This window comes from Kitasatospora sp. NPDC058444, assembly GCF_042721415.1.
GTDB lineage: Bacteria > Actinomycetota > Actinomycetes > Streptomycetales > Streptomycetaceae > Kitasatospora.
Genome location: NZ_JBHXLL010000006.1, coordinates 104,490 through 130,521, shown reverse-complemented (window position 1 = coordinate 130,521; position 26,032 = coordinate 104,490). Strand labels below are relative to the sequence as shown.

Annotated in this window: 27 protein-coding genes; 13 read left to right on the top strand and 14 right to left on the bottom strand. The window is 73.4% G+C overall.

The genetic code is table 11. The features are described from left to right. Positions 1-36: 36 nt before the first annotated feature. Together ACFWP2_RS09725 and ACFWP2_RS09720 are read left to right on the top strand one after the other, a co-directional pair. Positions 37-1,206 carry a methyltransferase gene (locus ACFWP2_RS09725; protein ID WP_380449765.1) on the top strand — a complete coding sequence of 390 codons (1,170 nt, stop codon included), beginning with the start codon at positions 37-39 and terminating at the stop codon, positions 1,204-1,206. Between the two features lie 101 nt (positions 1,207-1,307). Continuing rightward, a complete protein-coding gene (locus ACFWP2_RS09720; RefSeq protein ID WP_380449763.1) occupies positions 1,308-1,688 on the top strand; it encodes a VOC family protein in 381 nt (126 codons plus the stop codon). Between the two features lie 87 nt (positions 1,689-1,775). Here the strand turns inward: ACFWP2_RS09720 and ACFWP2_RS09715 are convergent, their stop codons facing one another. After that, the gene (locus ACFWP2_RS09715; RefSeq protein ID WP_380449761.1) at positions 1,776-2,486 is read right to left on the bottom strand and encodes a rhomboid-like protein; all 711 of its coding nucleotides are present in this window, start codon (positions 2,484-2,486) and stop codon (positions 1,776-1,778) included. Positions 2,487-2,731: 245 nt separating this feature from the next. Here ACFWP2_RS09715 and ACFWP2_RS09710 point away from each other — a divergent pair, with 245 nt between their 5' ends. The 3 genes from ACFWP2_RS09710 (at position 2,732) to ACFWP2_RS09700 (ending at position 5,874) form a co-directional block, all read left to right on the top strand. After that, positions 2,732-3,391 carry a rhomboid-like protein gene (locus ACFWP2_RS09710; RefSeq protein ID WP_380449760.1) on the top strand — a complete coding sequence of 220 codons (660 nt, stop codon included), beginning with the start codon at positions 2,732-2,734 and terminating at the stop codon, positions 3,389-3,391. Between the two features lie 213 nt (positions 3,392-3,604). Further along, entirely contained in the window at positions 3,605-5,017 is a 1,413-nt protein-coding gene (gene argG / locus ACFWP2_RS09705; RefSeq protein WP_380449759.1) for an argininosuccinate synthase, read from the top strand. 188 nt (positions 5,018-5,205) lie between these two features. Further along, positions 5,206-5,874 (top strand): GAP family protein, encoded by a 669-nt coding sequence (locus ACFWP2_RS09700; protein ID WP_380449757.1) that lies wholly within the window; start codon positions 5,206-5,208, stop codon positions 5,872-5,874. A 108-nt stretch (positions 5,875-5,982) separates the two neighbouring features. Here ACFWP2_RS09700 and ACFWP2_RS09695 read toward each other — a convergent pair whose 3' ends face one another. From ACFWP2_RS09695 to ACFWP2_RS09685, 3 genes are all read right to left on the bottom strand, one after another. Then, the gene (locus ACFWP2_RS09695) at positions 5,983-6,786 is read right to left on the bottom strand and encodes a hypothetical protein (protein WP_380449756.1); all 804 of its coding nucleotides are present in this window, start codon (positions 6,784-6,786) and stop codon (positions 5,983-5,985) included. An 8-nt stretch (positions 6,787-6,794) separates the two neighbouring features. After that, positions 6,795-7,367 (bottom strand): RNA polymerase sigma factor, encoded by a 573-nt coding sequence (locus ACFWP2_RS09690; RefSeq protein WP_380449754.1) that lies wholly within the window; start codon positions 7,365-7,367, stop codon positions 6,795-6,797. Positions 7,368-7,659: 292 nt separating this feature from the next. Next, positions 7,660-8,133, bottom strand: coding sequence for a MarR family winged helix-turn-helix transcriptional regulator (locus ACFWP2_RS09685; RefSeq protein WP_380449752.1), 474 nt, complete (start codon positions 8,131-8,133; stop codon positions 7,660-7,662). Between the two features lie 169 nt (positions 8,134-8,302). Between ACFWP2_RS09685 and ACFWP2_RS09680 the strand changes: the two genes are divergently transcribed. Next, positions 8,303-8,713, top strand: a complete 411-nt coding sequence (locus ACFWP2_RS09680) for an organic hydroperoxide resistance protein (RefSeq protein ID WP_355266881.1) — start codon at positions 8,303-8,305, stop codon at positions 8,711-8,713. Between the two features lie 132 nt (positions 8,714-8,845). Here ACFWP2_RS09680 and ACFWP2_RS09675 read toward each other — a convergent pair whose 3' ends face one another. Then, a complete protein-coding gene (locus tag ACFWP2_RS09675; RefSeq protein ID WP_380449751.1) occupies positions 8,846-9,199 on the bottom strand; it encodes a hypothetical protein in 354 nt (117 codons plus the stop codon). A gap of 213 nt (positions 9,200-9,412) precedes the next feature. Here ACFWP2_RS09675 and ACFWP2_RS09670 point away from each other — a divergent pair, with 213 nt between their 5' ends. After that, a complete protein-coding gene (locus tag ACFWP2_RS09670) occupies positions 9,413-9,919 on the top strand; it encodes a hypothetical protein (protein WP_380449750.1) in 507 nt (168 codons plus the stop codon). A 45-nt stretch (positions 9,920-9,964) separates the two neighbouring features. Here the strand turns inward: ACFWP2_RS09670 and ACFWP2_RS09665 are convergent, their stop codons facing one another. The 3 genes from ACFWP2_RS09665 to ACFWP2_RS09655 form a co-directional block, all read right to left on the bottom strand. Further along, positions 9,965-10,615 carry a beta-glucanase gene (locus ACFWP2_RS09665; protein WP_380449749.1) on the bottom strand — a complete coding sequence of 217 codons (651 nt, stop codon included), beginning with the start codon at positions 10,613-10,615 and terminating at the stop codon, positions 9,965-9,967. A 142-nt stretch (positions 10,616-10,757) separates the two neighbouring features. Next, positions 10,758-11,384: a CBS domain-containing protein gene (locus tag ACFWP2_RS09660; RefSeq protein ID WP_380449933.1), complete on the bottom strand. Its 627-nt coding sequence runs from the start codon at positions 11,382-11,384 to the stop codon at positions 10,758-10,760. 263 nt (positions 11,385-11,647) lie between these two features. Continuing rightward, positions 11,648-12,847 (bottom strand): FAD-dependent monooxygenase, encoded by a 1,200-nt coding sequence (locus tag ACFWP2_RS09655; protein WP_380449747.1) that lies wholly within the window; start codon positions 12,845-12,847, stop codon positions 11,648-11,650. A 120-nt stretch (positions 12,848-12,967) separates the two neighbouring features. On the opposite strand from ACFWP2_RS09655, the gene ACFWP2_RS09650 reads away from it, so the two are divergent. Both ACFWP2_RS09650 and ACFWP2_RS09645 read left to right on the top strand, forming a co-directional pair. Beyond that, positions 12,968-13,681 carry a TetR/AcrR family transcriptional regulator gene (locus ACFWP2_RS09650; RefSeq protein WP_380449745.1) on the top strand — a complete coding sequence of 238 codons (714 nt, stop codon included), beginning with the start codon at positions 12,968-12,970 and terminating at the stop codon, positions 13,679-13,681. Positions 13,682-13,862: 181 nt separating this feature from the next. Next, positions 13,863-14,663, top strand: a complete 801-nt coding sequence (locus ACFWP2_RS09645; RefSeq protein WP_380449743.1) for a HEAT repeat domain-containing protein — start codon at positions 13,863-13,865, stop codon at positions 14,661-14,663. Between the two features lie 139 nt (positions 14,664-14,802). Here the strand turns inward: ACFWP2_RS09645 and ACFWP2_RS09640 are convergent, their stop codons facing one another. Next, positions 14,803-15,168, bottom strand: a complete 366-nt coding sequence (locus ACFWP2_RS09640; RefSeq protein WP_380449741.1) for a hypothetical protein — start codon at positions 15,166-15,168, stop codon at positions 14,803-14,805. A 273-nt stretch (positions 15,169-15,441) separates the two neighbouring features. On the opposite strand from ACFWP2_RS09640, the gene ACFWP2_RS09635 reads away from it, so the two are divergent. Beyond that, positions 15,442-15,711 (top strand): GlsB/YeaQ/YmgE family stress response membrane protein, encoded by a 270-nt coding sequence (locus ACFWP2_RS09635; protein ID WP_380449740.1) that lies wholly within the window; start codon positions 15,442-15,444, stop codon positions 15,709-15,711. Positions 15,712-15,805: 94 nt separating this feature from the next. Here the strand turns inward: ACFWP2_RS09635 and ACFWP2_RS09630 are convergent, their stop codons facing one another. Beyond that, complete coding sequence (locus ACFWP2_RS09630) at positions 15,806-17,707, bottom strand: amino acid transporter (protein WP_380449932.1); 1,902 nt, start codon at positions 17,705-17,707, stop codon at positions 15,806-15,808. Between the two features lie 529 nt (positions 17,708-18,236). Between ACFWP2_RS09630 and ACFWP2_RS09625 the strand changes: the two genes are divergently transcribed. Beyond that, entirely contained in the window at positions 18,237-19,784 is a 1,548-nt protein-coding gene (locus ACFWP2_RS09625) for a N,N-dimethylformamidase beta subunit family domain-containing protein (RefSeq protein WP_380449931.1), read from the top strand. Positions 19,785-19,794: 10 nt separating this feature from the next. Here ACFWP2_RS09625 and ACFWP2_RS09620 read toward each other — a convergent pair whose 3' ends face one another. Beyond that, on the bottom strand, positions 19,795-20,625 hold the full coding sequence (locus tag ACFWP2_RS09620; protein ID WP_380449739.1) for a hypothetical protein: 831 nt from the start codon (positions 20,623-20,625) through the stop codon (positions 19,795-19,797). Between the two features lie 159 nt (positions 20,626-20,784). Between ACFWP2_RS09620 and ACFWP2_RS09615 the strand changes: the two genes are divergently transcribed. Together ACFWP2_RS09615 and ACFWP2_RS09610 are read left to right on the top strand one after the other, a co-directional pair. Next, positions 20,785-21,519, top strand: a complete 735-nt coding sequence (locus ACFWP2_RS09615) for a polyprenol monophosphomannose synthase (protein ID WP_380449737.1) — start codon at positions 20,785-20,787, stop codon at positions 21,517-21,519. Between the two features lie 100 nt (positions 21,520-21,619). Further along, positions 21,620-22,882, top strand: coding sequence for an aromatic acid exporter family protein (locus ACFWP2_RS09610; RefSeq protein ID WP_380449735.1), 1,263 nt, complete (start codon positions 21,620-21,622; stop codon positions 22,880-22,882). A 63-nt stretch (positions 22,883-22,945) separates the two neighbouring features. Here the strand turns inward: ACFWP2_RS09610 and ACFWP2_RS09605 are convergent, their stop codons facing one another. The 3 genes from ACFWP2_RS09605 to ACFWP2_RS09595 all read right to left on the bottom strand — a co-directional run bounded on the left by ACFWP2_RS09605 (position 22,946) and on the right by ACFWP2_RS09595 (position 25,996). Then, positions 22,946-23,398 carry an SRPBCC domain-containing protein gene (locus ACFWP2_RS09605; RefSeq protein WP_380449733.1) on the bottom strand — a complete coding sequence of 151 codons (453 nt, stop codon included), beginning with the start codon at positions 23,396-23,398 and terminating at the stop codon, positions 22,946-22,948. Between the two features lie 4 nt (positions 23,399-23,402). Continuing rightward, positions 23,403-23,876: a VOC family protein gene (locus ACFWP2_RS09600; protein ID WP_380449731.1), complete on the bottom strand. Its 474-nt coding sequence runs from the start codon at positions 23,874-23,876 to the stop codon at positions 23,403-23,405. An 89-nt stretch (positions 23,877-23,965) separates the two neighbouring features. Then, complete coding sequence (locus ACFWP2_RS09595) at positions 23,966-25,996, bottom strand: phosphocholine-specific phospholipase C (RefSeq protein WP_380449729.1); 2,031 nt, start codon at positions 25,994-25,996, stop codon at positions 23,966-23,968. Between the last annotated feature and the right edge of the window lie 36 nt (positions 25,997-26,032).

Genomic DNA, 26,032 nt, shown 5'->3' with positions numbered 1-26,032 from the left:
CGTGCCCCCTTGCACGTGCGACCACGAGGAGCCCCGGTGTCCGACACCCACCGGCCCAGCATCGTCCCCTTGTCCACCCTCTCCGCGCTGCCCGCACCCTGGCACAGCGAGAACGGCACGCCCCCACCGCGCCGCCTGATCGCCGCCGACGACACCCTGGGCGCCGAGGCCGCCTACCGGCTGGCCTGCGAGGGCACCGCCCTGCTCTGGCGGGGCGACTACCCCGGCGCACTCCGACTCCTGCACGCCATGCGCCGCCGCGCCGAGCGGCGCCGACCCCGATCCGCCCCCGGTTCCCCGGCCGAGGCCTTCCAGCAGCACCGACGGGAGCGCGCCCGCCTCGCGCGCGTCCTCGGAACGCTGCTGGTGCCGCTCGACGCGGATCTCCGCGTCCGGCTCCACCGGGCGCCCGACGTCCGCGAGGCCTGCCTGGCGGCCTACGGACCGCTCCTTGACAACAGAATCGTGTCCCTACGCGAACTCCTCGGTGCGATCGGCGCGCACCAGTGGCACACCAGGGGCGTCGAGGTTCCGGCCCTCGGCGCCCGCATCCACCCGCACTACGGGGTCTTCTCCCCCGTCCGCGGCGAGTACGTCGACCTCGTCGCCCGGGCGCCACTGCCACCGGCCACCCGGATCCACCCCACCGCCTACGACCTCGGCACCGGAACGGGCGTGCTCGCCGCGCTCCTCGCCCGGCGCGGCCTGCGCGAGGTCCTGGTCACCGACAGCAATCCGCGCGCCCTCGCCTGTGCCCGCGACAACGCCCGCCGTCTCGATCTCACCGACCGCATCGAGACCGCCGGCACCGTCCTCTACCCTCCCGGGTGTGACCGGGCCGCCCTGGTCGTGTGCAATCCCCCATGGCTGCCCGGCCGGCCGAGCTCCACCCTCGACGAGGGCGTCTACGACCGGGACAGCCGGATGCTCCGCGGCTTCCTCGACGGCCTGGCCGACCGTCTGCTGCCCGGCGGCGAGGGCTGGCTCGTCCTGTCCGACCTCGCCGAACGCCTCGGCCTGCGGTCCCGCGCCGAACTGCTCGGCGCCGTCTCCGGAGCCGGACTGCGCGTCACCGGACGCCTCGACACCGTCCCCCGCCACCCTCGGGCCACCGCCACCGCCACCGCCACCGACCGGGCCGACCCCCTCCTCCGCGCCGCCCGCGCCGCCGAGATCACCTCGCTCTGGAGGCTGGCCCCGGCATGACACCCGGCGACCCCCCGCGCACAGCCCGAAGCGGTTCCGCGCCCACCGGGCGGTGCGGCCCGCACCTCCCTAGCCTGGTGACAGGGAGGAGGCGAAACACCATGCTTGGAGACGCTCCGCTGCAAGCAGTCATCCCCGCCACCGATCTCGCCCGCGCCAAGGCCTTCTACACCGACACCCTCGGCCTCAAGCTCACCGAGGAAGGTGAGGAGGAATTCGTCTGCGACACCGGCGGCACCGAGTTCACCGTCTACCGCACCCCCAGCGGCGGGCAGGCCGCCCACACCCTCGCCAGCTTCAAGGTCTCCGACCTCGACGGCGAGATGGCCGGCCTCCGCGACCGCGGCATCACCTTCGAGGAGTACGACTTCCCCGGCCTGAAGACCGTCAACGGCGTCGCCGAGGGCGAGGGCATGCGCGCGGCCTGGTTCAAGGACAGCGAGGGCAACATCCTCTGCGTGTCCCAGCGGGTCGGCCGGTAGTCGTCCCGCCACCTGGCCCGGTCGGCGGGCGACCTCCGGGATCCGCCCGCCGGCCCGGCCCACCCCATCGCGCCGCGCCGCCGTCGGTCACCGTCCACGTGCCCGCCGCCAGAGCGTGCGGGCCGAGGCGACCGGGTCGAAGGAGCCCGGGCGGTCCCGGGTCAGCGGGTAGCAGGCGAAGCCAATCAGGGCCGCACTGAAGTGGCCCACACTGGTGTAGTCCCGGCTCTGCAGCACGCCCAGTCCGTAGACCAGCAACACCCCGGCCGCGTACAGGTACCGCCAAGGCCGCACGATCAGATAGGTGAGTACCGCGACCACTCCGGCCAGCGCGTAGCTGACGCCGTAGTCCAGGGTGTAGACGGCCCTCGGCGGGGCCAGCCCTCGGTGGATCGCCCAGCCGAGCACACCCTCGCTGAGATAGGTGGCGCCGACGTGCGCGAGCGCCGCCACCGAGATCCAGCGCAACGTGCCGAGCCACCGTTCGGCGGGCACGTGGAAGAGGTTGTAGAGCAGGAAGTAGAACGGCCAGCCGCCGCCCGCGATCCAAAAGGCGCTGGTCACCAGGACGCGCAGCGGCGAGACCTGGAGGTGATGGAGGTTGGTCGAACGCCGTGCCAGGATGCGGTCGGCGGTCGCCGGATCGACGTGCCGGATCACCTGGGTGGTGACGAGCAGGATCGCCAGCCAGATGTAGGTGCCCGGCGCGCGCCGGACATACACCCACACCGCGTGGGCGGTGCGCGCCCACCGGGGCCGCCGGTGCACCTCGGAGCCCTTGGTGGTGCTGTCGGCCATCGACGCCTCCTCGACACTCCTTCCCCTCACCCTCACCCCCACCCGGCCCCACCGCCACCCGCGCCGTACCCGCACCCGGCCACCCCGGCCCTCCGCGCACGCCGCCTCCACCCACCCCGCCTCCGGGCCCCGACCCCATCCCACCGCTCGCGTACGCTGACGCTCGGACCGTCCCGACCGCGGCCATCCCGGCCACGCACCGGGCGAGCCGGTTCCGGGAACCGCCGAACAAGGGCACCAGGCAGATGAGCGATCGCCTCGCCACGAGGACACCGACCGGCCCCGATGCTTCCGGGCGCCCCGCGCTGAGCGCCGCCGCCCGACTGCGGCTCACCACGGCGTACGTCCTGCTGCTGACCGTGACGGCCTCCTGGCTGGCGAGCCAGGGCCACGCCGAGCGGGCCCGGTTCGTGCGGCACAACAGCAGCAACGTCCACCACATGGAGGTGGGCAAGTGGTGGACCCTCTTCACCAGCGGCCTCGTGGTCGACGGGGTCCCGTCCTGGGCGGGCATCGCGGCGGTCGCCGTCGTCCTGGGCCTGGCCGAGTGGCGCTGGGGTCCGGCCCGGGCGGGTGCGGTCTTCGTCTTCGGGCACCTGGGCGCCACCCTGCTCACCGAGGGTGCCATGTGGGTGATGCTGACGGCCCGCATCCCGGGCGCGCTCTCCCGAGCCCGGGACGTGGGCATCAGTTACGGCCTGGTCGCCACCGGCGCCTTCCTCCTCGCGCTCGGCCCGCTCGCGCTGCGCCGCTACGGTCTGCCGGCGCTCGCCCTGGCCCTGGCCACTGCCTGGGCCCTGGACCAGCAGCTGGCCGACGCCGGTCACCTGGTCGCCCTCGGGCTGGGCGCGCTCGCCTCCCGCAGCGCCTGGCTGCGCACCCGGGCACCCGCCCCGGCCTCCTGATCCGCCTCAACTCCCGTTCCATCCAAGCAAGTCAGCCGATTCACCGGGCGGCGAGCGGCGGCCGGGCAAGCTCCCGGCGCCACCCAGGCCTTCGTATGCTCTTGCATTACTCTGCAAATCTATGCCAGAGTTCGGGCATCGGATCGATTACGCCGAATCCCGTCACACATCGCTAGATCAGGGGCCCGCTCCACGCGGGTCAAGGGTGCATCCATGTCGAAGGTCTTGAGCAAGCTGCCGGTCGGTGAACGGATCGGCATCGCATTCTCCGGTGGGTTGGACACCTCCGTCGCCGTTGCGTGGATGCGCGAGCACGGTGCCTTCCCCTACGCCTACACGGCCGACATCGGCCAGTACGACGAGCCGAACCTCGCCGACGTCCCGGCCCGTGGCCGCGCGTACGGCGCGGAGCAGGCCCGGCTGGTCGACTGCCGGGCCGCACTGGTCGAGGAGGGTCTGGCCGCCCTCGCCTGCGGCGCCTTCCACATCCGCTCCGCCGGGCAGACCTACTTCAACACCACCCCGTTGGGCCGCGCCGTGACCGGCACCCTGCTGGTGCGCGCCATGCAGGAGGACGGCGTTTCCATCTGGGGCGACGGCTCCACCTACAAGGGCAACGACATCGAGCGGTTCTACCGCTATGGTCTGCTCGCCAACCCCAACCTGCGGATCTACAAGCCGTGGCTGGACCAGGCGTTCGTCGACCAGCTCGGCGGCCGCAAGGAGATGTCGGAGTGGCTCGCCGAGCGCGACCTGCCCTACCGGGACTCCGCCGAGAAGGCGTACTCCACCGACGCCAACATCTGGGGCGCCACCCACGAGGCCAAGCGGCTCGAGTACCTGGACGCCTCCCTGGAGATCGTCAGCCCGATCATGGGTGTGGCCTTCTGGGACCCGGCGGTCGAGATCCAGACCGAGGACGTCACCGTCGAGTTCGAGTTCGGCCGCCCGGTCCGGATCAACGGCCAGGAGTTCGCCAATGCCGTCGACCTGGTCCACGAGGCCAACACCATCGGCGGCCGGCACGGTCTGGGCATGTCGGACCAGATCGAGAACCGCATCATCGAGGCCAAGAGCCGCGGCATCTACGAGGCCCCGGGCATGGCGCTGCTGCACATCGCTTACGAGCGGCTGCTGAACGCCATCCACAACGAGGACACCCTCGCCACCTACCACACCCAGGGCCGGCGGCTCGGCCGGCTGCTCTACGAGGGCCGCTGGTTCGACCCGCAGTCGCTGATGCTCCGGGACAGCATCCAGCGCTGGATCGGCCACCCGGTCACCGGCAGCGTCACCCTGCGCCTGCGGCGCGGCCAGGACTACTCGGTCATCGACACCCAGGGCCCCAACTTCAGCTACCACCCCGAGAAGCTGTCGATGGAGCGCAGCGTCGACGCCGCGTTCGTCCCGGACGACCGCATCGGCCAGCTGACCATGCGCAACCTCGACATCGCCGACTCGCGCAGCAAGCTGGAGCAGTACGCGGTGCACGGCCAGCTGGCGCCGTGGAGCGGCCTGATCGGCGAGCTCGCCCCGGGCGGCGCGGCTCCCATCGCCGCCGGCACCGGTGACGAGGAGGACCCGAGCGCGCTCGACCACGCGGCGATCGAGTCCGGCACCGACTGACGCACCTCGCGCCCACGGAGGGCCGTCGCACCCTGCGGTGCGGCGGCCCTCCGCCGCTCACCATCCGCTCGCCGCCCACGCACAGCCCAGCCCCCTCCTCACCCGAACGGCGGCGCCGGCCGTGCGCCGCCCGCCCGTCGGTAGCTGAATGGCGGACGGCGCCCGCCGACGGGAAGGCAGGTGCGGGGATGGGTGAGGCGATCGGACCGATGCTGGCCTCCGCGGTAGCGGTCGCGCTCAGCCCGCTGCCGCTGATCGCCGTCCTCCTGATCCTCGCCTCCCCGCGTGGCCAGGCCAACGGGATCGCCTTCACGATCGGCTGGCTGCTCGGCCTGACCGCGGTGGTGGCCGCCGTCGTGGCGGCGGGAATCGCGTTGAACCCCGCCCACACCACGCCGACGTGGCCGTCCTGGCTGAAGCTCGCCCTCGGCGCCGTGCTCCTCCTGCTGGCCGCCCGGCAGTGGCGCGAGCGGCCGCGCCCCGGCCGGGTCACCGCGCCGCCGGAGTGGCTGCTCTCGATCGACCGGCTGTCCACCGCCCGGTCCGCCGGTCTCGCCCTCGTCCTGGTCATGGCCCGTCCGACGACCCTGGTCCCGGCCGTCGGAGGCGCCGCCTCCATCGCTGCTGCCCCGACCGGCGGCGGGGGGAAGGTGGTGGCCGCCGCCGTGCTGGTGCTGCTCGGCTCACTGGGCACCCTGGTGCCCTTCGCGGTCCACCTCCGGGCCGACGATCGCGCGCGGCACTCGCTCGGCGAGTTGCGGGCCTGGACGGCCACGCACAACGCGGCGATCATGGTCGTCGTTCCGCTGCTGCTCGGCGCCGAGTACCTGGGCGCCGCCGTCTCCGGGCTCACCTGAATCCCCGGCCCGACCACTCCCCAGCCCCACCCGTGCCCGGTACCCGCACCCGGGCCCCAGCACCGACACCGGCACCGGCACCGGCACCGGCACCAGCACCAGCACCGGTCACCGAATCCGCACTGTCCCCCGCCCCCGCACGGCCCGGACCCCCAACCGCCCGGGGTCGGCCCTCGGCCGCACCGCGACCGCCTCCCGCACCGTCAGCAGGATCTCGCCGTCGTAGCGCTCCGCCAGCAACCGCGCCAGTTCCGCCGCCCCACCGGGCCGCACGTCCGGCGCCAGCTGCGGCAGCCGGCCCGGGCCACTGAGGTCCTGGGCCTGGGCGGCCCAGTGGGCCGCGTCGCACCGCTCGCCCTCGGCGGTGTAGTGCACCGCCAGGCAGTGCACGGCCAGCTGGTCCCCGTACTGGGCGGCTATCCGCCACCAGAAGACGCCGTCCGCCGTGCGGCCCATGCCGTACAGCAGGCAGCCGAGGGTGCGGAAGGCGGTCTTCTCGGCGAGTTCGAGGTCCAGGGCCAGTTCCCCCGGCTCGACCGCGCCCGCCACCCCCGCGCACAGGTGCCGCAGGTCACGCCGCAGCTCCGCCCGCCCTCCGGCCCACCGGGCCTGCCCCGGGACAGCACCGGAACCGGGCCCCGACCCCGGACCGGAGCCGGCGCCCGTCCCGGCCCCCGCACCGAGCCCTGAGCCCGCCCCCGTGGCCGTACCCGGGCTCGGCCCCGCCGCCGGAGCGTGCGGCGGCCGGACACCGGCGGGCGGCCGGGCGGGGCGTTCGCGCACCGTCGGGGCGAGCCGTCGGGCGGCGGCGAGCCGTTCGGCCAGCCGGCGCGTGAAGTCCACCGGATCGTGGTCGTCGAGCTCCCGCGTCAGCTCGACGGCGTGCACGCGCAGCAGGTCCACGACCTTCATGTCCGCCTTCATGTCCGCGCCCCGCCGTCGTCCGGGTGCTCCAACAGGTACTCCAGGTGGCGCCGCCCGAGGCTGTAGTAGGTCCGGGCGGTGGTGTGCGCGATGCCGAGGGACCGTCCGATGTCGTGGTACGACAGTCCCGCCTGCCGCAGCCGGACCACGTCGGCCTGGACCGGTGCGGCCCGCGCGAGTTCCTCCATCGCCCAGTCCAGGGCGTCCAGTTCGGCGAGCTCGTTCAGCTCGTCCTGGCTGGTGTCGGGACGGCGCTGGGCGATCACCCGCAGTCGCTTGCGTTCGGTGCGGCGGCGCTCGCGCAGAACGTCCAGGACCGCGTCCTTGACGACCTTGAAGGCGAAGGCCTGCGGATCGGGACTGGCCAGGGCCCGGCGCCAGTTCTTGTAGAGCGTGGTGCCCGCGTTCTGGACGGCGTCCTGGGCGTCCTCACGGTGCCGCAGGCGCTGCTGGGCGTAGCGGAGGTAACCCGAGTTCTCGCGGGTGAAGAAGGCCTCGAAGTCGTTCGGCAGGTCGCCGAGCGGGTCGGCTCGCAGGCCCCGCTCCTCGCCCGGCCCGGGAGTGCTCACGCGGGCCCCCCTTTCGTCGGTCAGCTGGCCGGCCCACCGGGTGGCACGCCGACGGCCCCTTGGGGGCTCGTGGTGTAACCGTCCGGGAGCTCCGGGATGTTGACCGGATCGGGCGGACAATTGCCGAACGTTTCCGTTCACTTCTGAACAGCACGGCTGACCTGCCGCTTCGCCCTCACGGGCTTGACCGGAGGGGCCACAATGTGACCCAGATCACAGGGCACAAGAGGGCTTCTTGACAAGCCTCACGAACCCACCCCCGGCTCCCGCACCCCCACGGACCCACCAGCCCCTATGGAGCCGGCTCCACCTCCGCCGCGTCCAGCGCGGCGGTCACCCGGTCCAGCAGCCCGCGCAGCGCGGCGAGATCCTCGACCGGCAGTTCGGTGGCCGCGAGCAGCCTGCGCGGGACCTGCCCGGCCCGCTCGCGCAGCGCCGACCCCTCGGAGGTCAGGCGGACGGTGACCGAGCGCTCGTCCTCCGGGCTGCGCTCGCGGCGAACCAGCCCGGCCGCCTCCAGCCGCTTGAGCAGCGGGGAGAGCGTCCCGGAGTCCAGCCGCAGCCGTTCGCCGATCCGCTTGACGGGCAGTTCGCCCTCCTCCCACAGCACCAGCATGACCAGGTACTGCGGGTAGGTCAGCCCGAGGTCCCGCAGCAGCACCCGGTACACGCCACCGAAGGCGCGGGAGGCCGCGTTGAGCGAGAAACAGATCTGCTGGTCGAGGCGGAGCAGCTCCTCATCGGCCATGCCGGGGTGGGTGGTCATGAACCCATGGTACCGATCGCCATCGCGCCATTGAGTTGTGCGCAATTGAATTGCGTGCTCTACTTATCTCAGCGCAGCGACGCCCCAGCGGCCGCCGCGAAGCACACCGGGCGGACGACCGCCCGGACAACCGACCGCAGGAACACCCAGGACCTGAAGGGACGCCACCATGGACGCGCTCTACACCGCAGCCGCCACCGCCAACGGCCGGGAGGGCCGTGCCGTCAGCTCCGACGGGCAGCTGGACCTCGCGCTGGCCATGCCGCCGGCGCTCGGTGGCAGCGGCCAGGGGACCAACCCCGAGCAGCTCTTCGCCGCCGGCTACGCCGCCTGCTTCGCCAGCGCCCTCGGCCTGGTCGGCCGGCAGGCCCGGGTGGACACCAGCGAGGTCTCGGTGACCGCCGAGGTGTCCATCGGCAAGGACGGGGCCGGCTTCGGCCTCGCCGTCGTGCTGCGCGTCGAGCTGCCCGAGTCCCTCGCGGGCGAGACCGGCGAACTGCTGGTCAAGCAGGCGCACGAGGTCTGCCCGTACTCCCGCGCCACCCGGGGCAACATCCCGGTCGAGCTGGTCGTCGAGTAAGCGCTCGGCCATCGGCCGGTCGCCGAGGCCCCAGACCGGTCACCCCCCGCTGACCGGTCACCCCGGCGCCGCCGACCCGGGCGGGCCCGCCGCACGCGAACTGCGGCGGGCCCGCCCAGTGTCACCCCGGGGTCAATCGCCGCCCGGCCCGTTCGCCGAACGCAGCGTCTCCAGTCGGTGCCGGTACTCCTCCGCATCGATCTCGCCCCGTGCGAACCGCTCCGCGAGCAACTGCTCCGGCGGCGTCCCCTGGCCTCCTTGGCTCCCCTGGCCCACCTGGCCCCAGCCCTGCGGGCCTCCCGCCCCGGATCCACCGGCACCCGGAGCCGCCCGACCGGGCGGGATCGGCTGCCGCGTGCGCGACACGTAGCGGAACAGGGCCATGGCCAGGAGCACGACGATCACCAGGAGCATCAGCGTCCCGAACGCCATGAATCCCACGCCCCAGCCACCCATGCCGTGGCCGTGTCCGTGCCAGTACCTCATCAGGACCTCCTCCTCCGGCCCCGTCGGGCCCGCCGAGGTGAGCAGCGCCTACCACCATCGTGCGCCCGCCAGCGGTGAAAGCGGCGTGAGGGAAGTCTGAGAAAACGGTCCGGCACTCCGCTCGGCGCCCACCGGGGTAGCGTGCCGCTCGTGACCCACCACCCGCCGCCCAGGCCCCAACCCCAGCGGCCCACGGCTCACCAGCCGCCATTCATGGCCTTCCAGGGGCAGGACGACCACCGCTCCCCCGAGCAGCTCGTCGCCGCCGGGGTGCTGCGGCGCTACCCGGACCCGCGCCCCCACCCGGCGCTCGGCCACTCCCCGATCGACTACGTCACCACCGCGCTCTGGGCCGAGCTCGCCGCTCTCGCCATCGCGCCGGCCGCCGCCGAGTCCACCGCCACCGCGCTGCTGCACGCGATCGCCGACCGCGCCGTGGACGCGGCGCTCGCCCCGGGTAACGAGCGCGCCCCGCGCGACGACCTGTACGTGACCGACCCCGCCCACATCGGCCCGCACCGCCGGGGGGTCTGGTTCCAGCGTTCCGGCCCGTACGGCTCACCCGGCTCGTACGGCTCACCCGGCATGAACGGCCTGCCCGGCCTGAGCGGACCGCACGGCCGACGCGACCCGCACACCCTACTCACCCCGCTCGACCCACGCGGCGGGTACACCCCCCGTGGCCCGATCACCGCCGCCTTCGCCCCCCACGAGCCGTAGGCGCGTCACCACGCAGGAGCGCCCGCCCGCACAGCGCCCGACCGCTCAGCGCTCGACCTGCAGGCTGTGGCACACCCAGCTCAGCCGGTCCGGCCCCCCGTAGGGCGGCCGGGGGTGGTACGTCCCGTCCGCGACCGACATGTTGACGATCAGGTACGCGTGCCACCCGGCACCGACGCCGTGCAGGTCCGCGTAGACCAACTCGTCCTCCACGTACCAGTCCACCGAGTTCGCGCCGAGCACCACCCGCAGGTCGAAGGTCGCCCCCGGCCCGATCCCCGCGCTCGCGCCGTGCCAGTACCGGTAGCCGCCCCGGACGTGGTTGGAGATCTCCAGCAGGTCGGGGTTGTCCGGGTGGTACTCGAAGAAGTCCACCTCGTTGCCGCCGTCCCGCCAGCTCCAGATCGCCGGCCAGGCGCCGAGCTCGACGGGCAGCGTCACGCTCGCCGACAGCACGTCCCCGGCACGGAGTTGGAAACCGTCCGGACTACCCTCGGTGGTCAGCAGGTTGCAGCTCCACAGCCCGCCGCTATGCCGCCGCACCGCCGCGAACACCCCGTCGGGGCAGTAGTCGCGGCTGAGGTAGTCGAGTTTGTGGTCGCTCCGGTTGGTCGGCCCCATCCGGGGATAGGCGCTGCTGCGCCCGGCGATCCACTGACTGGTCGAAGTGAAGTCCGCGTCGAACACGACCGCCACGGCCGCCTCCCCGAAGCTCCGGTGTCCCGGAGGTCCGCACCGCCGGGCACACAGGGTGAGTTACCCGATACCCTCCGCAGTATGCGAAGCGGATCGTTCGGGTCCGAGACGAACGTGCGATCCGGGGCGGCTTTCGCGGCGGTCAGCCGACCGGCTGCGCCCCTTCGGCCCCGAGCCGGTCGGTCACCGAGACCACCCCGTCCACCGAGCGGCACAGGTTGAGCACGATCGGTACCAGGTGCGGCTCGGGCACGGTGCCGCTCAGCACCACCCGCCCCTGGTTGACCTCCACCCCGATCTGCGCCGGGCTGACCCCGTCGATCCGGCCGAGCACCTCCTCGACGATCTCGCGCCGGATCACCACGTCCTCGCGCAGGAACACCCGCAGCAGGTCGCCGCGGCTGACCATGCCGATGACCCGCCCCTCCTCGTCCAGCACCGGCAGCCGTTTCAGGCCGTGCCGGCTCATCAGCCGCGCCGCCGCGACGATGCTGGTGTCCGGGGTGGTGCAGACCGGCTGCGCCGTCATCAGGTCGGCCGCGGTCACCTCGCCGTCCGGGCCCGCCTGCGCCGACTCCGGCGCGGGCAGCAGGCTGGCCGGGTCCTCCTGGGCGGCCAGGGTGCGCAGCAGGTCGGCCTCCGAGACCACGCCGAGCGGCCGCGCCTCCGGGTCCACCACGGGTACGCCGGTGATGTCGTAGTCGCTCAGTAGCGCCACGATCTCCCGGAATCCGGTCTCCGGTGAGACCAGGACGACGGGGCTGGTCATCACGGATTCGACGGTGGCATGCCGCACGCCGGTTCACCTCGTCCAACGATCCTGCTCCGACCGGACACGGATCGTTCCGGCCGGTACCGGCAGCATCGCTCGCGGCGGCCCCGATCGCCAGGGGCCAAGGGGCCGAACGGGTGGGACCTTGGGCCCCGACCTGCGAACACGCCCCCTACCGCCGGGCGGGCAGGCGGAACACAGCAAGGCAGGACAAGGCGAGGTCAGGCAGGGCCGGCCAGGGCACCGCCAAACGCCCCCGTTCAGCCCGCGACCTCCCTCCGACGGATCGACTCCCGCTCGTAGTCCGGCAGTTCGACGCTGCTGACCCGCTTCCCCAGCTCCAGCATCCGATCCAGCGCCCAGCGCCGGTTGAGCAGCGCGTTGCGGAACCGCAGGCCCGTGGCCGTCCGCGGGGCGAGGAACGGCCCGGTCCGGTCCCCGCCCTTCTGGCAGCCCTGCGCGTAGCCGCGCAGCAGCCGCTCGTACCGCTCGAAGGCGGCCCGGTGGTCGCCGCGCGCCCGGGCCAGCTCGCCCGCCAGGACGTACGCGGCCACCACCGCCGTGCCGGTGCCCATGCCGCCGATGGTCGCCCCGCAGGCGGCGTCGCCGATCAGGGCGATCCGGCCGGTGGACCAGGCGGGCACGTCGGCGCGGCTGATCGAGTCGAAGTACGGCTCGGGGGCGGCGTCCAGGCTCTCCAGCAGGTACGGCACCCGCCAGCCGAGGCCCGCGAAGGCGGCCCGGACCAGTGCCTTCTGCCGGGCCGGGTCGTGGCGGTCGTAGCGCAGCTCGGGCGAGGCGAAGAGGCAGAACGCGCCGGCCCGGCTCGGGTCGCGATGGTCGGCGCCGACGGACATCAGCCGGCCGGGGACGTTGAGGCCGATCCCGCCCGGCGGCAGCCCGAGGTCGTTGGGCAGCTGCCAGGTGGCCGCGTAGTAGCCGAGGTGGCGGACGTAGCGCCGCTCGGGGCCGAAGGCGAGCCGGCGGACGTTGGAGTGCAGTCCGTCGGCGCCGACCACCAGGTCGAACTCGCGCGGTGCCGCGTGCCGGAAGGCGACCCGGACTCCGCTCGGGGTCTCCTCCAGCGCGGTGATCGAGTCGCCGAAGACGTACTCGGCATGGGCGCTGCTGTGCCGGTGGAGCAGCTGGGCCAGTTCCCCGCGCGGGACCTCCAGGTCGCCGCCGGCGAATTCGGCGGGCAGGTGCAGCAGCCGGCGCCCGTCGGGGCCGACGAAGGTCATCGGGCTGCCGCCGGTGCCGAGCGTGCGCAGTTCCTCCAGGACCCCCATCCGCTCCAGCACGGTCAGGTGGGTGCGGCCGCGGAAGTCGACGTCCTGACCGCCGTCGCGCAGTGCGGGGGCCAGCTCGACCACGGTCACCTCGAAGCCGTACCTGCCCAGCCAGTGGGCCAGGGCGGGGCCGGCGATGCTCGCGCCCGAGATCAGGACCTTGGTGCTCATGGAAACCACTCCGTTCGAGGATCAGGAAACTGTGTCTCGCGGACACTGTTTGTTGCTGTGTACGGTAGACACAGTTGGCCTGGAAGGACAACCCCAGGAGGCGGCGCAGGACGGGAGCGGATGATGGCCGAGGCGGCGAACGACACGGTGCGGCTGCTCTGGGGGCCGCCCGCCAAGCCCACCCGGGGGCCGAAGCCCGCCCTGAGCCTGGAGCGGATCGCCGCGGCCGGGGTCGAGGTCGCCGACGCGGAGGGGCTCGGCGCGGTCTCCATGCAGAAGGTGGCCGGGCTGCTCGACTTCACCAAGATGTCGCTCTACCGCTACGTCCCCGGCAAGGCCGAACTGATCGCCCTGATGGTCGAGTCGGCCGTCGACACCCCCCCGGACGCCCCGCAGGACGCCGACTGGCGGGAGCAACTCACCGCCTGGGCCCACCACTTGGCCGACTCCTTCGCCCGGCATCCGTGGCTGCTGGACGCCACCGTCGGCGCACGGGTCATCGGACCGAGGGAACTCGCCTGGCTGGAACGGGTGGTGGCGGCGCTCGACGGCCACGGACTGACCGGCCCCGAACGGATGGACGCCGCCGTGCTGCTCACCGGGCACGTGCGCGGGATCGCCGCGCAGTCCCGCGCCGCCGGCCCGGCCCACAACCCCGAGGCCGAACTCCTCGCCGCCCTAGGCACCGTGGTCCAGGAGCACGCCGACCGTTTCCCCGCCGTCGCCGCCGCCATGGCCGACCCGGGCGGCCGCGACCAGGCACTGGAGTTCGGCCTGGAGCGCATCCTGGACGGACTGGCCGCCCTGATCGAGCGCCGCACGGGCACCGCCTGACCCGCCGCGGCCTTCAACCACGGACGCGGCAGCCGCAACCGGCCAGGCCGGACCGGGCGGGCCACGCCCCAGGGGGAAAGCCCGAGAATCGGCTCAGAAAACGGCTCATAAATCGGCTCGGAAGGGCGGCTCGGAAAAACGGCTCGGAACGCCACCCGGTCGCTCGCTAGGATCGCGCCCCATGGCGATGTTCGTGCATCTGACCTCCGCGGCGAACGCGCCGCGCATCCGCCGCGCCGGAATCCGCGCCGACAGCCGGGGCCAGGGCGGCACGCGCGGGGTGTACTGCTTCCCCGTGCTGCCCTCGTACACGCTGACCCACCAGTGGCTGCGCGAGCTGGCCCGGTTCGGCCCCAAGGGCGCACTGATCGCGGTGCACCTCAGGCTGGACGACGAACAGGAGGTCCTGGTCGGCCACTACCGCGACCGCGCCCTGGACGCCCAGCGGCGGCTGCGGGCGGCCGAGGCGGTCCGGCGGATCGGCGCACTGGCCGACCCGCGCGGCTGGGAGGTGTTCCTGCCGCGCGCGGTGGGCGCCCGGGAGGTGCACCGGGTCCGCGCCGTGCCGCAGGTCACCGGCTGGCGCTATGTGCCGGGCGCCCACGGCACCCGGCCCTGCACCTGTCAGGGCTGCCGGATCTACGGCGAGTACGGCAGCCGCCGGCTGCGCGAGCGCAACCCGCACCCGCTGGACGGCCCGCCGCCGCCCGTAGCCGTACTGCTCGCGCGGATCGCGGCGGCCGGCGAACCGGGCGACCCCGCCGAACTGCGCTCCGCGCTGTACTGGCTCGGCATGCGCCGACGCGGCCCGGTGGACCGGCTCGCCCACCTGGCCTCCCATCCGGACCCGGCGGTGCGGGAAGGCCTGGTCCTGGCCGTCGGCCGCTGGTCCACCCCGGGCGTCGCCGACGTGCTGGCCGGCCTGGCGGAGGATCCGCACCCGGACGTCCGCGAGGCCGTCGCGGCGGTCCGGGACCGCTGAGGCCCCGGCCGCCGTCGGGCCGAGCGCCGGCGCCGGGCCGGGCCCGGTCGCGGGCCGTACCCGGCGGCGGAGCCACGCCCCACCACCGGATCGCGCCCCGCCACCGGATCTCGCCCGGTCGCCGAATCGTGCGCAGGCGTCAGGAGACGCGCTTGAGTTGCCAGGAGTTCTTCTCCAGGCTCGGTACCGAGGAGTACTGACAGCCGGAGCTGTAGAAGCTGCTCACGATCGTCCAGCCGGCCGGCGGCCAGGTGGAGGCGCAGGCGTTGACGACGGTGCCGACCGGGTAGCCGGTGAGCTGCATGATCTTCTTGGTGTTCGGGTTGAACCCGGAGCCGCAGCCGGCGCTGTTCCACCACTGGACGTCCACGAAGCCGCTCGGCGTCAGCGAGGAGGAGCAGCTCGTGCTGGTGTCACCGGGCGCGGCCTGGGCCGTCCCCATGGTCAGGGTCAGCGCGGCGGCGGCACCGCCCACGGTCAGGGCGAGGTTGCGAAGGCGTATCACGGGAGTCGGCTCCTCTCGGTGACGCGGTACGTCCGCGTCCCGCCCATTCCTATCCGTGCGGCCGCGAGGCCGGACAGCGACTTTCCGGCCCGACCTGCGGCGCGTTCTCGCCCATCCCGGCCTGGCGCGGCTCGTCGGCACGGCGCCGACCTGCGCGGTCCGCTGTCGACATGCCCGTTCGCCCGATCCGGGTGATCATGGGACGAACCCGCGTCATCGGCGATTCGGCGCACCGGGCCGTCGCGCCCGGGAGCGCCCGGAAGGTGGACCGCGATGTTCCAGCTCCTGTGGATTCTGCTCATCGGCTTCGTGCTGGGCGTGATCGCCAAGCTCATCCTGCGCGGACCGCAGTCGATCCCGTGGTGGCTGACCATGCTGCTCGGCGCCGCCGGGGCCTGGCTCGGCAACGCCGTCTCCGGCTGGATCGGCGTCCGCCACACCGGGGGGATCGACTGGATCCGCCACATCCTGCAGCTCGCCTTCGCCGTCGCCCTGGTGGCCTTCGTCGCCCCCGCCTGGAGCAGATCCCATCAGAACCGCTGACCGGCCGACGGGGACCTCTGCACCACGGGCGAGCCGGCCCCGCTCCGCCACGGCGAGCCGGCGCCGCTCAGCCCACGTGCACGTCCGGCCGCGCTCAGCCCACGTGGACGGCCGGTCGCTGTGAGCGGTCCGGTTCGGCCTCGCGCAGCACCTCGCGGGTGACCGGCGCGATCTCTCCCTGCCCGAACAGGAAGAAGCGCAGGAACTGGGCGAACGGGTTGCCCTCGGTCCACTCGAAGTAGATGTGCGGCTGCTGCCCGGTGAGGTCGCGCACCCGCAGCAGCAGGGCGGCCAGGGCGTTCGGCACGCTGGAGCTCTCCAGCGTCAGCACCCGGTACCGCCCGTGCAGCACCTCGCCGCGCACGGTCAGTTCGGCCTCGAAGTCGGACGGGTCGAGCACGGTGACCTCGACGAAGACCAGGTCGTCCTCGGCCGGGATGTCGTTGTCCCGCCGGATCTGGTGGATCTTGTCGCGGTACTCGGCGAGGTCCCGGCTGTTCGGCTCGTTGGCGATCAGCCGCAGCGGGCGGTGGGTGTAGTCCCGGACGAACCGCTCCGCGACATCGTCGAGCACCACGTCGGTGACGCGCAGTTCGAAGGCGCGCTTGAGCCGGGAGAGGAACGAGACCAGCATGATGCCCGCGATGAAGCAGGCGCCGATCTTGACGCCGTCCGGCCGCTCGGCGATGTTCACCGCCGTGGTGTAGAGGAACACCGCGGCGATCACCGCGAAGCCGGCCCGCCAGCGGCGCTGCCCGGCCTTGTGGGCGGCGATGGTGACGGCGATGGCGGCGGAGCTGATCAGCACGAGCACGCCGGTCGCGTACGCGCCGCCCTGGGCGTCCACGCTGGCGTCGAAGATCCAGGTCACCAGGAAGGCGATCAGGGTGAGCACGATGACGGTGGGCCGCACCGCGCGGGCCCAGTGCGGGGCCATGCCGTAGCGGGGCAGGTAGCGCGGCATCAGGTTGAGCAGTCCGGCCATCGCGGAGGCCCCGGCGAACCAGAGGATGGCGATCGTGGAGAGGTCGTAGATGCTGCCGAAGGTGTTGCCCAGGTACTCGTGGGCGAGGTAGGCCAGCGCCCGCCCGTTGGCCTGGCCGCCGGCCTTGAACTGGTCGGCCGGGATGAGCAGGGTGGTGATGAAGCTGGTGGTGATCAGGAACACGCTCATGATCGCGGCGGCGGTGGTCAGCAGCTTGCGGGCGCCGCGGATCCGGCCGGTGGGCTTCTCCTCGGTGTCGTCCGGGTCGCCCTCGATGTGCGGCATCACGGCCACGCCGGTCTCGAAGCCGGACAGGCCGAGCGCCAGCTTCGGGAAGACGATCAGCGCGACGCCGATCATCGCGAGCGCGTTGCCGTGCTCCATGGTCAGCGCGTCCGTCCATTCGCTGAACAGGTGCGGCTCGCTGAGCACGTGCCACAGCCCGTTGGCCACCACCACGACGTTCAGCGAGAGGTACACCGCGACCAGCACCACGGCCAGGCCGATCGCCTCGCTGAAGCCCTTGAGGAAGACCGCGCCGAGCAGCGCGATCATGATCATGGTCAGCAGGACCTGCTTGCCGGTCAGGGCGCTGTGCAGGTGCGGGTTCTCCACCAGGTGCGCGCTGGCGTCGGCGGCGGACAGGGTGATGGTGATCATGAAGTCGGTGGCTGCGAAGCCCAGCAGGGTGAGCACGAAGAGCTTGCCCTGCCAGAAGGAGAGCAGCCGTTCCAGCATCGCGATCGAGCCCTGGCCGTGCGGGCTCTCCTGGGCGACCCTCCGGTAGACGGGCAGCGCGCCGAGCAGGGTCACGATCACCAGCACGATGGTCGCCAGCGGCGAGACCAGGCCGGCCGCGAGCGCGGCGATGCCGGGCTGGTAGCCGAGCGTGGAGAAGTAGTCCAGACCGGTCAGGCACATCACCCGCCACCAGCGCCGGCCCTCCTCGTGCGGGACCTCGGCGTGCGGACCGGGGTGCTGTTTGGCCATGTCGGCCAGGCCTTCCAGCATCCAGGCGCGGAAGCGCTCGCTCCGGGAGGAGGGCACAGCCCCCGGCTCGGCCGACCCCGACGAAACCACGTGCACCCCTGTCCACGACTCGGCCGGGCACGCACGGCTCCGGATCCCCGCGGCCGCCGCCCGGCGGGCCTGGTCAGGCTAGGGGACGGGCTCACCGGGGCCGGGCAACCGCGCGGGCCGACACACCCGGGTGCGCCCGTACGGCCCTCCCCGGCGGAAGGCCCCGCCCGGCCGCGCCGCACCGCCCGACCGCACGGGCCGGTGCGGCGCGGCGCCCTGCGCGGACCTCGCGAAACACGCGAGGATGTCCGCGCGCACCCGGCACGCCGGGCGGACGCGCCCACGAACACGGACCGGGCCCGGAAACGTCCGGGAACGCCCGGGAACGCGGAACGGGACCGGCAACACGGACCGGGAACACGGACCGGGAACCCGGGACAGGACCCCGGAACGGGAACACGGAAACAGGGAGGTCGCGGTGGCGGAGCCGAGCCGGCGGAGGATTCTGGGCCTGGGACTGATGGCGGCCGCCGCCACCTCCTGCGGCCCCCGCCGACCGGACCCTGCCGCCGCCGCGCAGCCGTCCTCAGCGGCGGCCGCTGCCCCCGGCACTCCCGGGGACCCCGCCACCGGTGGTCCGGCCGCGGACGGGCACACCGGGCCGACGACCGAGCGCTCGCGCCCGGGCAACCCCGACTGGGAGATCACCGACCCCGGCCCCGACGACGCCATCGCGGGCTTCGCCGACCGGGTCAGCGTCCTGCCCGGCGAGTCCTTCGGCCTGCACGTCTCGACCCCCGCCGCGGCCTTCACCGTCTCCGCCTACCGGATGGGCTGGTACGACGGCGCCCGCGCCCGGCTGGTCTGGCGCCGCGAGCACGTCCCCGGCGCCAAGCAGCCCGCACCGCACGTGGACCAGGCCACCCGCACCGTGCTGACCGACTGGGAGCGCACCCTCGCGGTGGACACCGCGGGCTGGCCCGAGGGCGCCTACCTGCTGCGCCTGGACGCCGAGGACGGCTCCGGCCGCCGCTACGTCCCGCTCACCGTCCGCTCGGCGAGCACCGCCGGCCGGACCGTGATCATGAGCGCCCCGGCGACCTGGCAGGCCTACAACGAGTGGGGCGGCCACAGCCTCTACAACGGCCCGACCGGCACCCTGGCCACCCGCTCGCTGAAGGTCGTCTTCGACCGGCCGTACGACTACGACCACGGCGCCGGGCTGTTCCTGGTCTACGAGGCGCCGCTGGTCGCCCTCGCCGAGCGGCTCGGCCTGCCGCTCGCGTACACCACCGGCATCGACGTGGCCCGCGAGCCGGGCCTGCTGACCGGGGCGAGCGCCGTGCTGTCGCTCGGCCACGACGAGTACTGGTCCCCCGAGCAGCGGGCCAACGTGGTCGCGGCCCGGGACTCCGGGACCAACCTGGCGATCCTGGGCGCCAACTGCTGCTTCCGCCGGGTCCGCTTCGAGCCGACCGAGCTCGGGCCGGACCGCACGGTGGTCTGCTACAAGGACGCCTGGGCGCAGGACCCCGGCCACCAGTCCGGCGCCCCGGCGACCACCGACTTCCGGGCCGGCCCGGGCGCCGACCCGGAGAGCTCGATGCTCGGCGTCATCTACGACGGCTACCCGGTGGACGCCCCGTACGTGGTCAGCTCGCCCGGGCACTGGGCCTTCGAGGGGACGGGCGTCGCCGCCGGGGCCTCGTTCCCCCACCTGGTCGGGGTCGAGTACGACCGGGTGCACACCGGCTTCCCCACCCCGCGCCCGATCGAGGTGATCGCCCACTCCCCCGTGGTGTGCGACGGCCGCCGCTCCCACTCCGACACCGCCTACTACACCGTGCCGAGCGGCGCCGGGGTGTTCGCCACCGGGACGATGCGCTGGGTCGAGGCGCTGGAGGCGCGCGGCCCCGGCGGCAGCCGGGCCGACCACGGGATCGACGTGCACGCCGGGGACCTGGTCCGGCAGGTCACCGAGAACGTCCTGCGCGCCTTCGCCGCCGGCCCGGCCGGGCGGGCCCGCCCGGCCCAGGACAACCTGGCCGCCGTCTACGGCACCGCGTAGCGGGCCCGGCTCAGCCGGCGGCCGGCGGGGTGTAGGTCTCCACGGGGCCGAAGTCCGAGCTGCGCTCCTTCGTCACGACCGGCTTGCCGGCGACCACCGTCGACCGCTCGGAGCGGACCGTCCGGCCGAGCCGGTCGATCCACAGCTGGACGTCGGCCGCCTCCGTGCCCTCGTTCTGCCGCCCGACCCCGTAGCCCGGGTCCGCACGGCGCAGCTGCTCCGGTGAGAGCCGGGCGGCCAGGTGGAACACCGGCACGCCCGCCTCGGTCTCCATGCCCTTGCGGGCGGCGGGCCCGGCGTCCAGCAGGACCTTGGCGTAGCCGTCGGTGTCGTACGTGCCGACGCCGACGCTCGCCGGGGGCTTCTGGTCCGTCGTCCACCGGGTCTCGCCCGTCTCCTTGCTCCGCCGGTAGACGGCCTGGTCGATGGTCACCGTCTCCTCCCAGGCCAGGACGAAGGACCCACGGACCATCTTGGTCTCCAGGCGGGATCCCTCGGCCGGGGTGTTGTGGTTCGACCGGCCGGTGGCGGTGGTCACCTCCTTCTCGGCGCCCTCACCCCTCTCGGCGGTCATCTCGAGGGTCGCGGCGTACGGCTCCCGGGAGCGGTGGGCGATCGCGACCGCGGGGTCGAAGGCTCCGGTCGCGTCGGCGGGTGCACCGGTCGCGTCGGCCGGGTCTCCGGTTGCTTCGGCCGGTGCGCCGGTGGTGGCCCCGGTGGACGCTCCGGTCGTGGCGGCGGCCGGCGGCGGAGCGGCGCCGTCGGCGCCGCAGCCGGTCAGTGCGGCCAGCGCGAGGACCAGGGCGGTGACGGGCAGGGCGGTGCTGCGACGGATCGTCAAGGAGGGCTCCGGGTCGGCGTTCGGACAGGGCGGCGGCAGCGTCCCACATCGGCCCATCGCGGTCGAACGGATTTCCCACCCCGGGCGGGGCAGGAGGCGGCCACCACGCCGGTTAGACTCGCACGGTCCCATCCGGAGCAGGCACGAGGGAAACAGAACATGGTCGAGGCCTCCCCCAAGGTCGTTGTGGTCGTCCCCACGTACAACGAGCGGGAGAACCTCCCGGTCCTCGCGGGCATGCTCGCGGAGCTTCCGGTGCCCAACCTGCACCTGCTGGTGGTCGACGACAGCTCGCCCGACGGCACCGGCGAGATCGCCGACAAGCTCGCCGCGGACTCCGGCGGCACCGTGGGCGTGCTGCACCGCACCGAGAAGGACGGCCTCGGCCGCGCCTACCTGGCCGGCATGGCCAAGGCCCTGGACGAGGGCGCCGACGTGGTGGTGCAGATGGACGCCGACCTCTCCCACCCGGCCTCGGCGATACCCGTGATGGTCGAGACGCTGCTCGCCGACGACACCGCCGTGGTGCTGGGCTCCCGCTACGTCCCCGGCGGCTCGACCGCCGAGGAGTGGCCCTGGCACCGCAAGGCGCTGTCCGCCTGGGCGAACTTCTACGTCAACGCGATCCTGAGCCTCGGGGTCAGGGACGCCACCGCCGGGTTCAAGGCCTGGCGCGCGAGCACCCTGCGCGCCATCGACCTGCCGACCGTGCAGAGCAACGGCTACTCGTTCCAGGTCGAGATGAACTACCGGGTCGTCAAGCAGGGCCTGTCGATCCGCGAGGTGCCGATCCGCTTCGAGGAGCGGATCGAGGGCGCCTCCAAGATGAGCATGGGCGTGCAGGTCGAGTCCGCGCTGGCCCCCTGGAAGCTGCGCTTCAACCGCGACAACTAGCGGGTTCCGGCGGCGGACCGCCCCGGGCCGATGCGGGCGTACGGGTGCCGGAGCGCCCCGGGAGCGGTGTGAACGGCGGCCGCGGGGAAAGAAGGGCGACATGGCCCTTCTCCCGGAGAGACTCGCGGACCTGGTCCGCCGCAGCGCCCGAGAACCCTTCGTGGTCCAGACCGTCCGGGCCACCGTCGCGGCCACCCTCGCCTATGCGGTGGCGACCCAGCTGAGCAGCGAGCCCGCCCCGCTGACGGCGCCGCTGACCGCGTTGCTGGTCGTCCAGGTCACCGTCTACTCGACGCTCAAGACCAGCATCCGCCGGGTCAACTCGGTGGTGGTCGGGGTACTGATCGCGATCGGGTTCAGCGCCGTGGTCGGGCTCTCCTGGTGGAGCCTCGGGCTGATCATCCTGGCGTCGCTGGTCGTCGGCCGGTTCGTCCGGGTCGAGGAGTTCGTCCAGGAGGTCGCGATCAGCGCGATGCTGATCCTGGGCGTGACCAAGCTGGCCTCGCAGGCCTGGGACCGGGTGCTGGAGACGCTCATCGGCGCCGCCGTCGGCCTGCTGTTCAACCTGCTGTTCGCGCCGCCGGTCTGGGTGGACACCGCCGGGGAGTCCATCGAGGACCTCGCCCGGCGGGCCCGCCAGCTGCTGCTGGACATCTCCGAGGAGCTGGGCCGCCCCACCCCGGTGGCCCGGGCCGCCGAGCGGCTGCACGAGGCCCGACGGCTGGACCAGGCGATCGCCGACGTGGACGCGGCACTGCGCCAGGCGGAGGACAGCCTGCGCTTCAACCCGCGGATCAGCGAGGGGCTGCTGTCCCGGCTGGTGCTGCGCACCGGGCTGGACACCCTGGAGATCTGCGTCGTGGTGATCCGGGTGCTGGCCCGCTCGCTGACCGACCTGGCCAAACGGCGCGCCCCCGGCGAACGGCTCTTCCCGCCGGACATCGCGGCGGGGCTGGAGGAGCTGCTGGCGCACGTGGGCGGCGCGGTGGTGAGCTACGCGGTCCTGGTGACCACCCAGGTCAGCCGCAGCGCCGAGGAGGCCGAGGAACGGCTGACCGCCGAGCTGGCGGCGGCCTGGGTCTGCCGGGAGAACGTCGCCCAGGTGCTGCTGCGCAAGGTCCAGGAGCATCCGGAGGCATGGCAGCTGCACGGCTCGATACTGGCCGAGGTGGACCGCATCCTGGACGAGATGGACCTGGAGCACCGCGGCCGGAGGCTGATGGAGGAGCTGGACCGGGCCTCGGTGGCGAACCGGGAGCGGTTCTCCCGCTACGCCTGGCTGCGCCGCCTGCTGCGCGGCGAGCGGGCCCGCGGTGGGCGGTCCCGTGGTGGGCGGTCCCCGGGCGGGGGGTCCCCTGGCTGACGCGCCTCCGACGAGGCGGAGCGCCCGGCGGGGTAGACCGGGCGCTTCCCAGTGGCGTCGCGGTCAGGGCATCAGCCAGGGCTGCTGCGGCAGCGGGTGACCGGTCTCCAGGTAGGTCTTGAGGTTGGCGAGCACCGCCGACCAGCCCTGTTCGGCGTCCGCCCGCTGGGCCTCGTCGGCGAGGTTCTCGTGGATGACGGTGAGCCGGGTGAGGTCCTGCCAGCCCTGGATCTCGAAGGTGACCCGGGACGGCCAGCCGGTGCGTTCCTCCTGCGGGCCGGCCCAGGTGGTGACCAGCCGGTGCGGGCGGTCGACGGCCTCGACGGTGCCGATGACGTCGGCGATGCCGGAGCCGTCGGTCCGCTGGTGTTCCCAGGGTGCGCCGAGCAGCCAGGTGGAGACGTTGCGGTGGCCCCAGTAGAGGCCGGACTCGTCGGCGTTGGTGAGCGCGTGCCAGACCCGCTCGGGGGTGGCCCGCAGGTAGGTGATGCCGCGGTGGCTGAGCGGGGCGGTCATGCGCTCAGCCCTCGGCCGCGTCGAGCAGCGGCTGGATCTCGATCTTCTGCATCCGTAGCATGGCCGCGAAGACGCGGTCCGCCCTGGCCCGGTCCTCGCCCGCGACCAGGTCGAGCAGCACCCGGGGGGTGATCTGCCAGGAGAGGCCGTAGCGGTCCTTGAGCCAGCCGCACGGGCCCGGCTGACCGCCGTCGGCGGTGAGTCTCGCCCAGAGGTCGTCGACCTCCTGCTGGTCCTCGCACTCCACCTGGAGCGAGATCGCCTCGGTGAAGTGGAACTCGGGGCCCCCGTTGAGCGCCACGTACGCCCGGCCGGCGAGTTCGAACTCGACGGTCATCACCGAGCCGGCCGGGCGGGGGCCGGCCTCGCCGTAGTGGGTGGTCCTGGTGACCCGGGAGTCGGGGAGCAGCGTGGTGTAGAAGGCGGCGGCCTCGTCGGCCTGGTCGTCGAACCAGAGGCAGGTGGTGATTTTCTGCATGCGCCCGACGGTATCGGCGGGGTCCGTCGGCGCGGCCGAGCCACGGCCGGGGGTCACCGGATCGGCGCCCCCGGCCGGGTCGGCGGGGCTCAGTGCACCCAGCCCGCGTAGCGCCGGACGAAGCGCTGACCGGTGTGGGCGGTCACGACGACGTCGTAGCGGCCCTGCTTGTCCAGCGGCCAGGCCAGGTCGGCCTGCTTGCCGGGCTTGACCCAGACGGTCTGCGCGGTGCCCGCGAAGTCGTTGGGCGCGGCGGTGAAGGCCACGTCGGTCATCCCGTCGTTGGCCACCTGGAGGATGAGCTTGCGGTTGCCGCGCAGGTCGGGGGTGACGATCGGCACGCCGACGTCGTTCTGGCCGTCCTGCCCGTCCCGGACCACGGTGCCGGCGAAGCGGCGGACGAAGCCGTCCGGGCCGTGCACGGTGAAGTCGTAGCGGCCGCCGGTGGCGGCGGCGTCCCAGACGTACCGGGCGGTGGCGCCGGGGGCGACGGTGTACGGGGTGCCGGCGAAGGGGAGCAGGATGTTCGGGTAGACGGTGTACGGGAAGGCCACCGAGCCGTCGTTGCTCATCGTGCAGGTGACCTTGCCGGTCTTCCGGTCCACTTCGGCGTCGGCCCACGGCTGGTACGGAAGCGGCCGGTGCGGGCGCTCGCCGCGCTCCTGGACCGGCATCGCCTGGGCGCCGACCGCCGGCAGCGCGACGCCGGGCAGCTTGGTGCCCGCGTCGGCCCGCGCCATCAGGGCCTTGGTGTCGGGCAGGGGCGGGATGGAGTGCTCCGGGGCGGCGAAGTCGAAGCAGCTGGTGAGGTCGCCGCAGACGGCCCGGCGCCAGGCCGAGATGTTGGGCTCGGCCACTCCGGTGACCAGCTCCATGAAGCGCAGCACCGACGTGTGGTCGAAGACCTGGGAGTTGACCCAGCCGCCGCGCGACCAGGGCGAGATCACCCAGAGCGGCACCCGGTTGCCGAGGCCGATGGCCCGTCCCTGGGTGAACTCCTCGGGGGTGCCGGGCTCGGGGGTGGGCGGGACCATGTGGTCGAAGTAGCCGTCGTTCTCGTCGTACATCACCAGGAAGACGGTGTGCCGCCAGACCTCCGGGTTGGACATCAGCGACTGCAGGGCCTGGTCGACCCAGTGCGCGCCGTAGGCCGGACCGGCCTCCGGGTGCTCGGAGAACAGGTAGGGCGCGACCAGCCAGGAGACGGTCGGCAGGGTGCCGTCCTTGCAGTGGCGGTCGAAGTCGGTCGGGTCGAACTTCGTCATCGCGTTGACGTACCGCGGGTCGTCGTGCGGGAAGGCGTGGAACTGCTTGAAGTAGGAGAGCGCGTTGTCGTCGTAGTCGCCGGTGCGGTCGTCCTTGCTGGGGTTGTGGTAGACGCGCCAGGAGACGCCGGCCGCCTGCAGGCGCTCGGCGTAGGTGGTCCAGTCGGCGACGGGGTTGTCGGTGACCGGGGTGTTGTCGATCCACGGGCCGGTGGTGCCGTCCCGGCCGGGGCCGGCGGTGCCGGTCCACAGGTAGAGGCGGTTGGGGTCGGTCGGGCCGGCCAGCGAGGTGAAGTAGGCGTCGCAGACGGTGAACGCGTCGGCCAGGGCGTACTGGTAGGGGATGTCGTCGCGGGTGAAGTAGCCCATGGTGCGCTCGCCCTTGGCGGCGATCCACTTGTTCATCGCACCGTTGTTGATGGCCTGGTGGCCGGTGGCCCAGTCGTGCGGGAGGCCGCCGGCGTTCTGCGCGTTGTACTTGGCGGTGTCCATCCGGTACGGCAGCATCACGCCGCCGTCGCCGCGCCGGTTGTCGGGCTGGCGGAAGACGTCGGTGCCGTCCGGGAACTGGAGCGCCTGCTTGTCGCCGAAGCCGCGGACGCCGGCCAGGGTGCCGAAGTAGTGGTCGAAGGAGCGGTTCTCCTGCATCAGGACGACGACGTGCCGGACGTCCTTGACGGTGCCGGTGAGCGGGGCGGCGGGCTTGGCATCGGCGGCGGGGGCCAGGGCGGCGGGGGCCGGGGCGGCGGCGGCCTGGGTGGCCGTCATCCCGGTCAGGGCGGTGGCGCCGGCGGCCGCGGTGGCGCCGACGAAGGTGCGGCGGGAGAGCGGGGCGGGGCGGGAGAGCTCGGGCATGGCGAACTGGCCTCTCGGAGCTGGGGGTTGGGGAGC

Bases quoted from the DNA above. Each gene is read 5' to 3' on its own strand.
- ACFWP2_RS09720 (WP_380449763.1), top strand. From the start codon at position 1,308: ATGCTTGGAGACGCTCCGCTGCAAGCAGTCATCCCCGCCACCGATCTC.
- ACFWP2_RS09715 (WP_380449761.1), bottom strand. From the start codon at position 2,486: ATGGCCGACAGCACCACCAAGGGCTCCGAGGTGCACCGGCGGCCCCGG.
- ACFWP2_RS09710 (WP_380449760.1), top strand. From the start codon at position 2,732: ATGAGCGATCGCCTCGCCACGAGGACACCGACCGGCCCCGATGCTTCC.
- argG (WP_380449759.1), top strand. From the start codon at position 3,605: ATGTCGAAGGTCTTGAGCAAGCTGCCGGTCGGTGAACGGATCGGCATC.
- ACFWP2_RS09700 (WP_380449757.1), top strand. From the start codon at position 5,206: ATGGGTGAGGCGATCGGACCGATGCTGGCCTCCGCGGTAGCGGTCGCG.
- ACFWP2_RS09695 (WP_380449756.1), bottom strand. From the start codon at position 6,786: ATGAAGGTCGTGGACCTGCTGCGCGTGCACGCCGTCGAGCTGACGCGG.
- ACFWP2_RS09685 (WP_380449752.1), bottom strand. From the start codon at position 8,133: ATGACCACCCACCCCGGCATGGCCGATGAGGAGCTGCTCCGCCTCGAC.
- ACFWP2_RS09680 (WP_355266881.1), top strand. From the start codon at position 8,303: ATGGACGCGCTCTACACCGCAGCCGCCACCGCCAACGGCCGGGAGGGC.
- ACFWP2_RS09675 (WP_380449751.1), bottom strand. From the start codon at position 9,199: ATGAGGTACTGGCACGGACACGGCCACGGCATGGGTGGCTGGGGCGTG.
- ACFWP2_RS09670 (WP_380449750.1), top strand. From the start codon at position 9,413: ATGGCCTTCCAGGGGCAGGACGACCACCGCTCCCCCGAGCAGCTCGTC.
- ACFWP2_RS09660 (WP_380449933.1), bottom strand. From the start codon at position 11,384: ATGACCAGCCCCGTCGTCCTGGTCTCACCGGAGACCGGATTCCGGGAG.
- ACFWP2_RS09655 (WP_380449747.1), bottom strand. From the start codon at position 12,847: ATGAGCACCAAGGTCCTGATCTCGGGCGCGAGCATCGCCGGCCCCGCC.
- ACFWP2_RS09650 (WP_380449745.1), top strand. From the start codon at position 12,968: ATGATGGCCGAGGCGGCGAACGACACGGTGCGGCTGCTCTGGGGGCCG.
- ACFWP2_RS09645 (WP_380449743.1), top strand. From the start codon at position 13,863: ATGGCGATGTTCGTGCATCTGACCTCCGCGGCGAACGCGCCGCGCATC.
- ACFWP2_RS09635 (WP_380449740.1), top strand. From the start codon at position 15,442: ATGTTCCAGCTCCTGTGGATTCTGCTCATCGGCTTCGTGCTGGGCGTG.
- ACFWP2_RS09630 (WP_380449932.1), bottom strand. From the start codon at position 17,707: ATGCTGGAAGGCCTGGCCGACATGGCCAAACAGCACCCCGGTCCGCAC.
- ACFWP2_RS09625 (WP_380449931.1), top strand. From the start codon at position 18,237: ATGGCGGCCGCCGCCACCTCCTGCGGCCCCCGCCGACCGGACCCTGCC.
- ACFWP2_RS09615 (WP_380449737.1), top strand. From the start codon at position 20,785: ATGGTCGAGGCCTCCCCCAAGGTCGTTGTGGTCGTCCCCACGTACAAC.
- ACFWP2_RS09610 (WP_380449735.1), top strand. From the start codon at position 21,620: ATGGCCCTTCTCCCGGAGAGACTCGCGGACCTGGTCCGCCGCAGCGCC.
- ACFWP2_RS09605 (WP_380449733.1), bottom strand. From the start codon at position 23,398: ATGACCGCCCCGCTCAGCCACCGCGGCATCACCTACCTGCGGGCCACC.
- ACFWP2_RS09600 (WP_380449731.1), bottom strand. From the start codon at position 23,876: ATGCAGAAAATCACCACCTGCCTCTGGTTCGACGACCAGGCCGACGAG.
- ACFWP2_RS09595 (WP_380449729.1), bottom strand. From the start codon at position 25,996: ATGCCCGAGCTCTCCCGCCCCGCCCCGCTCTCCCGCCGCACCTTCGTC.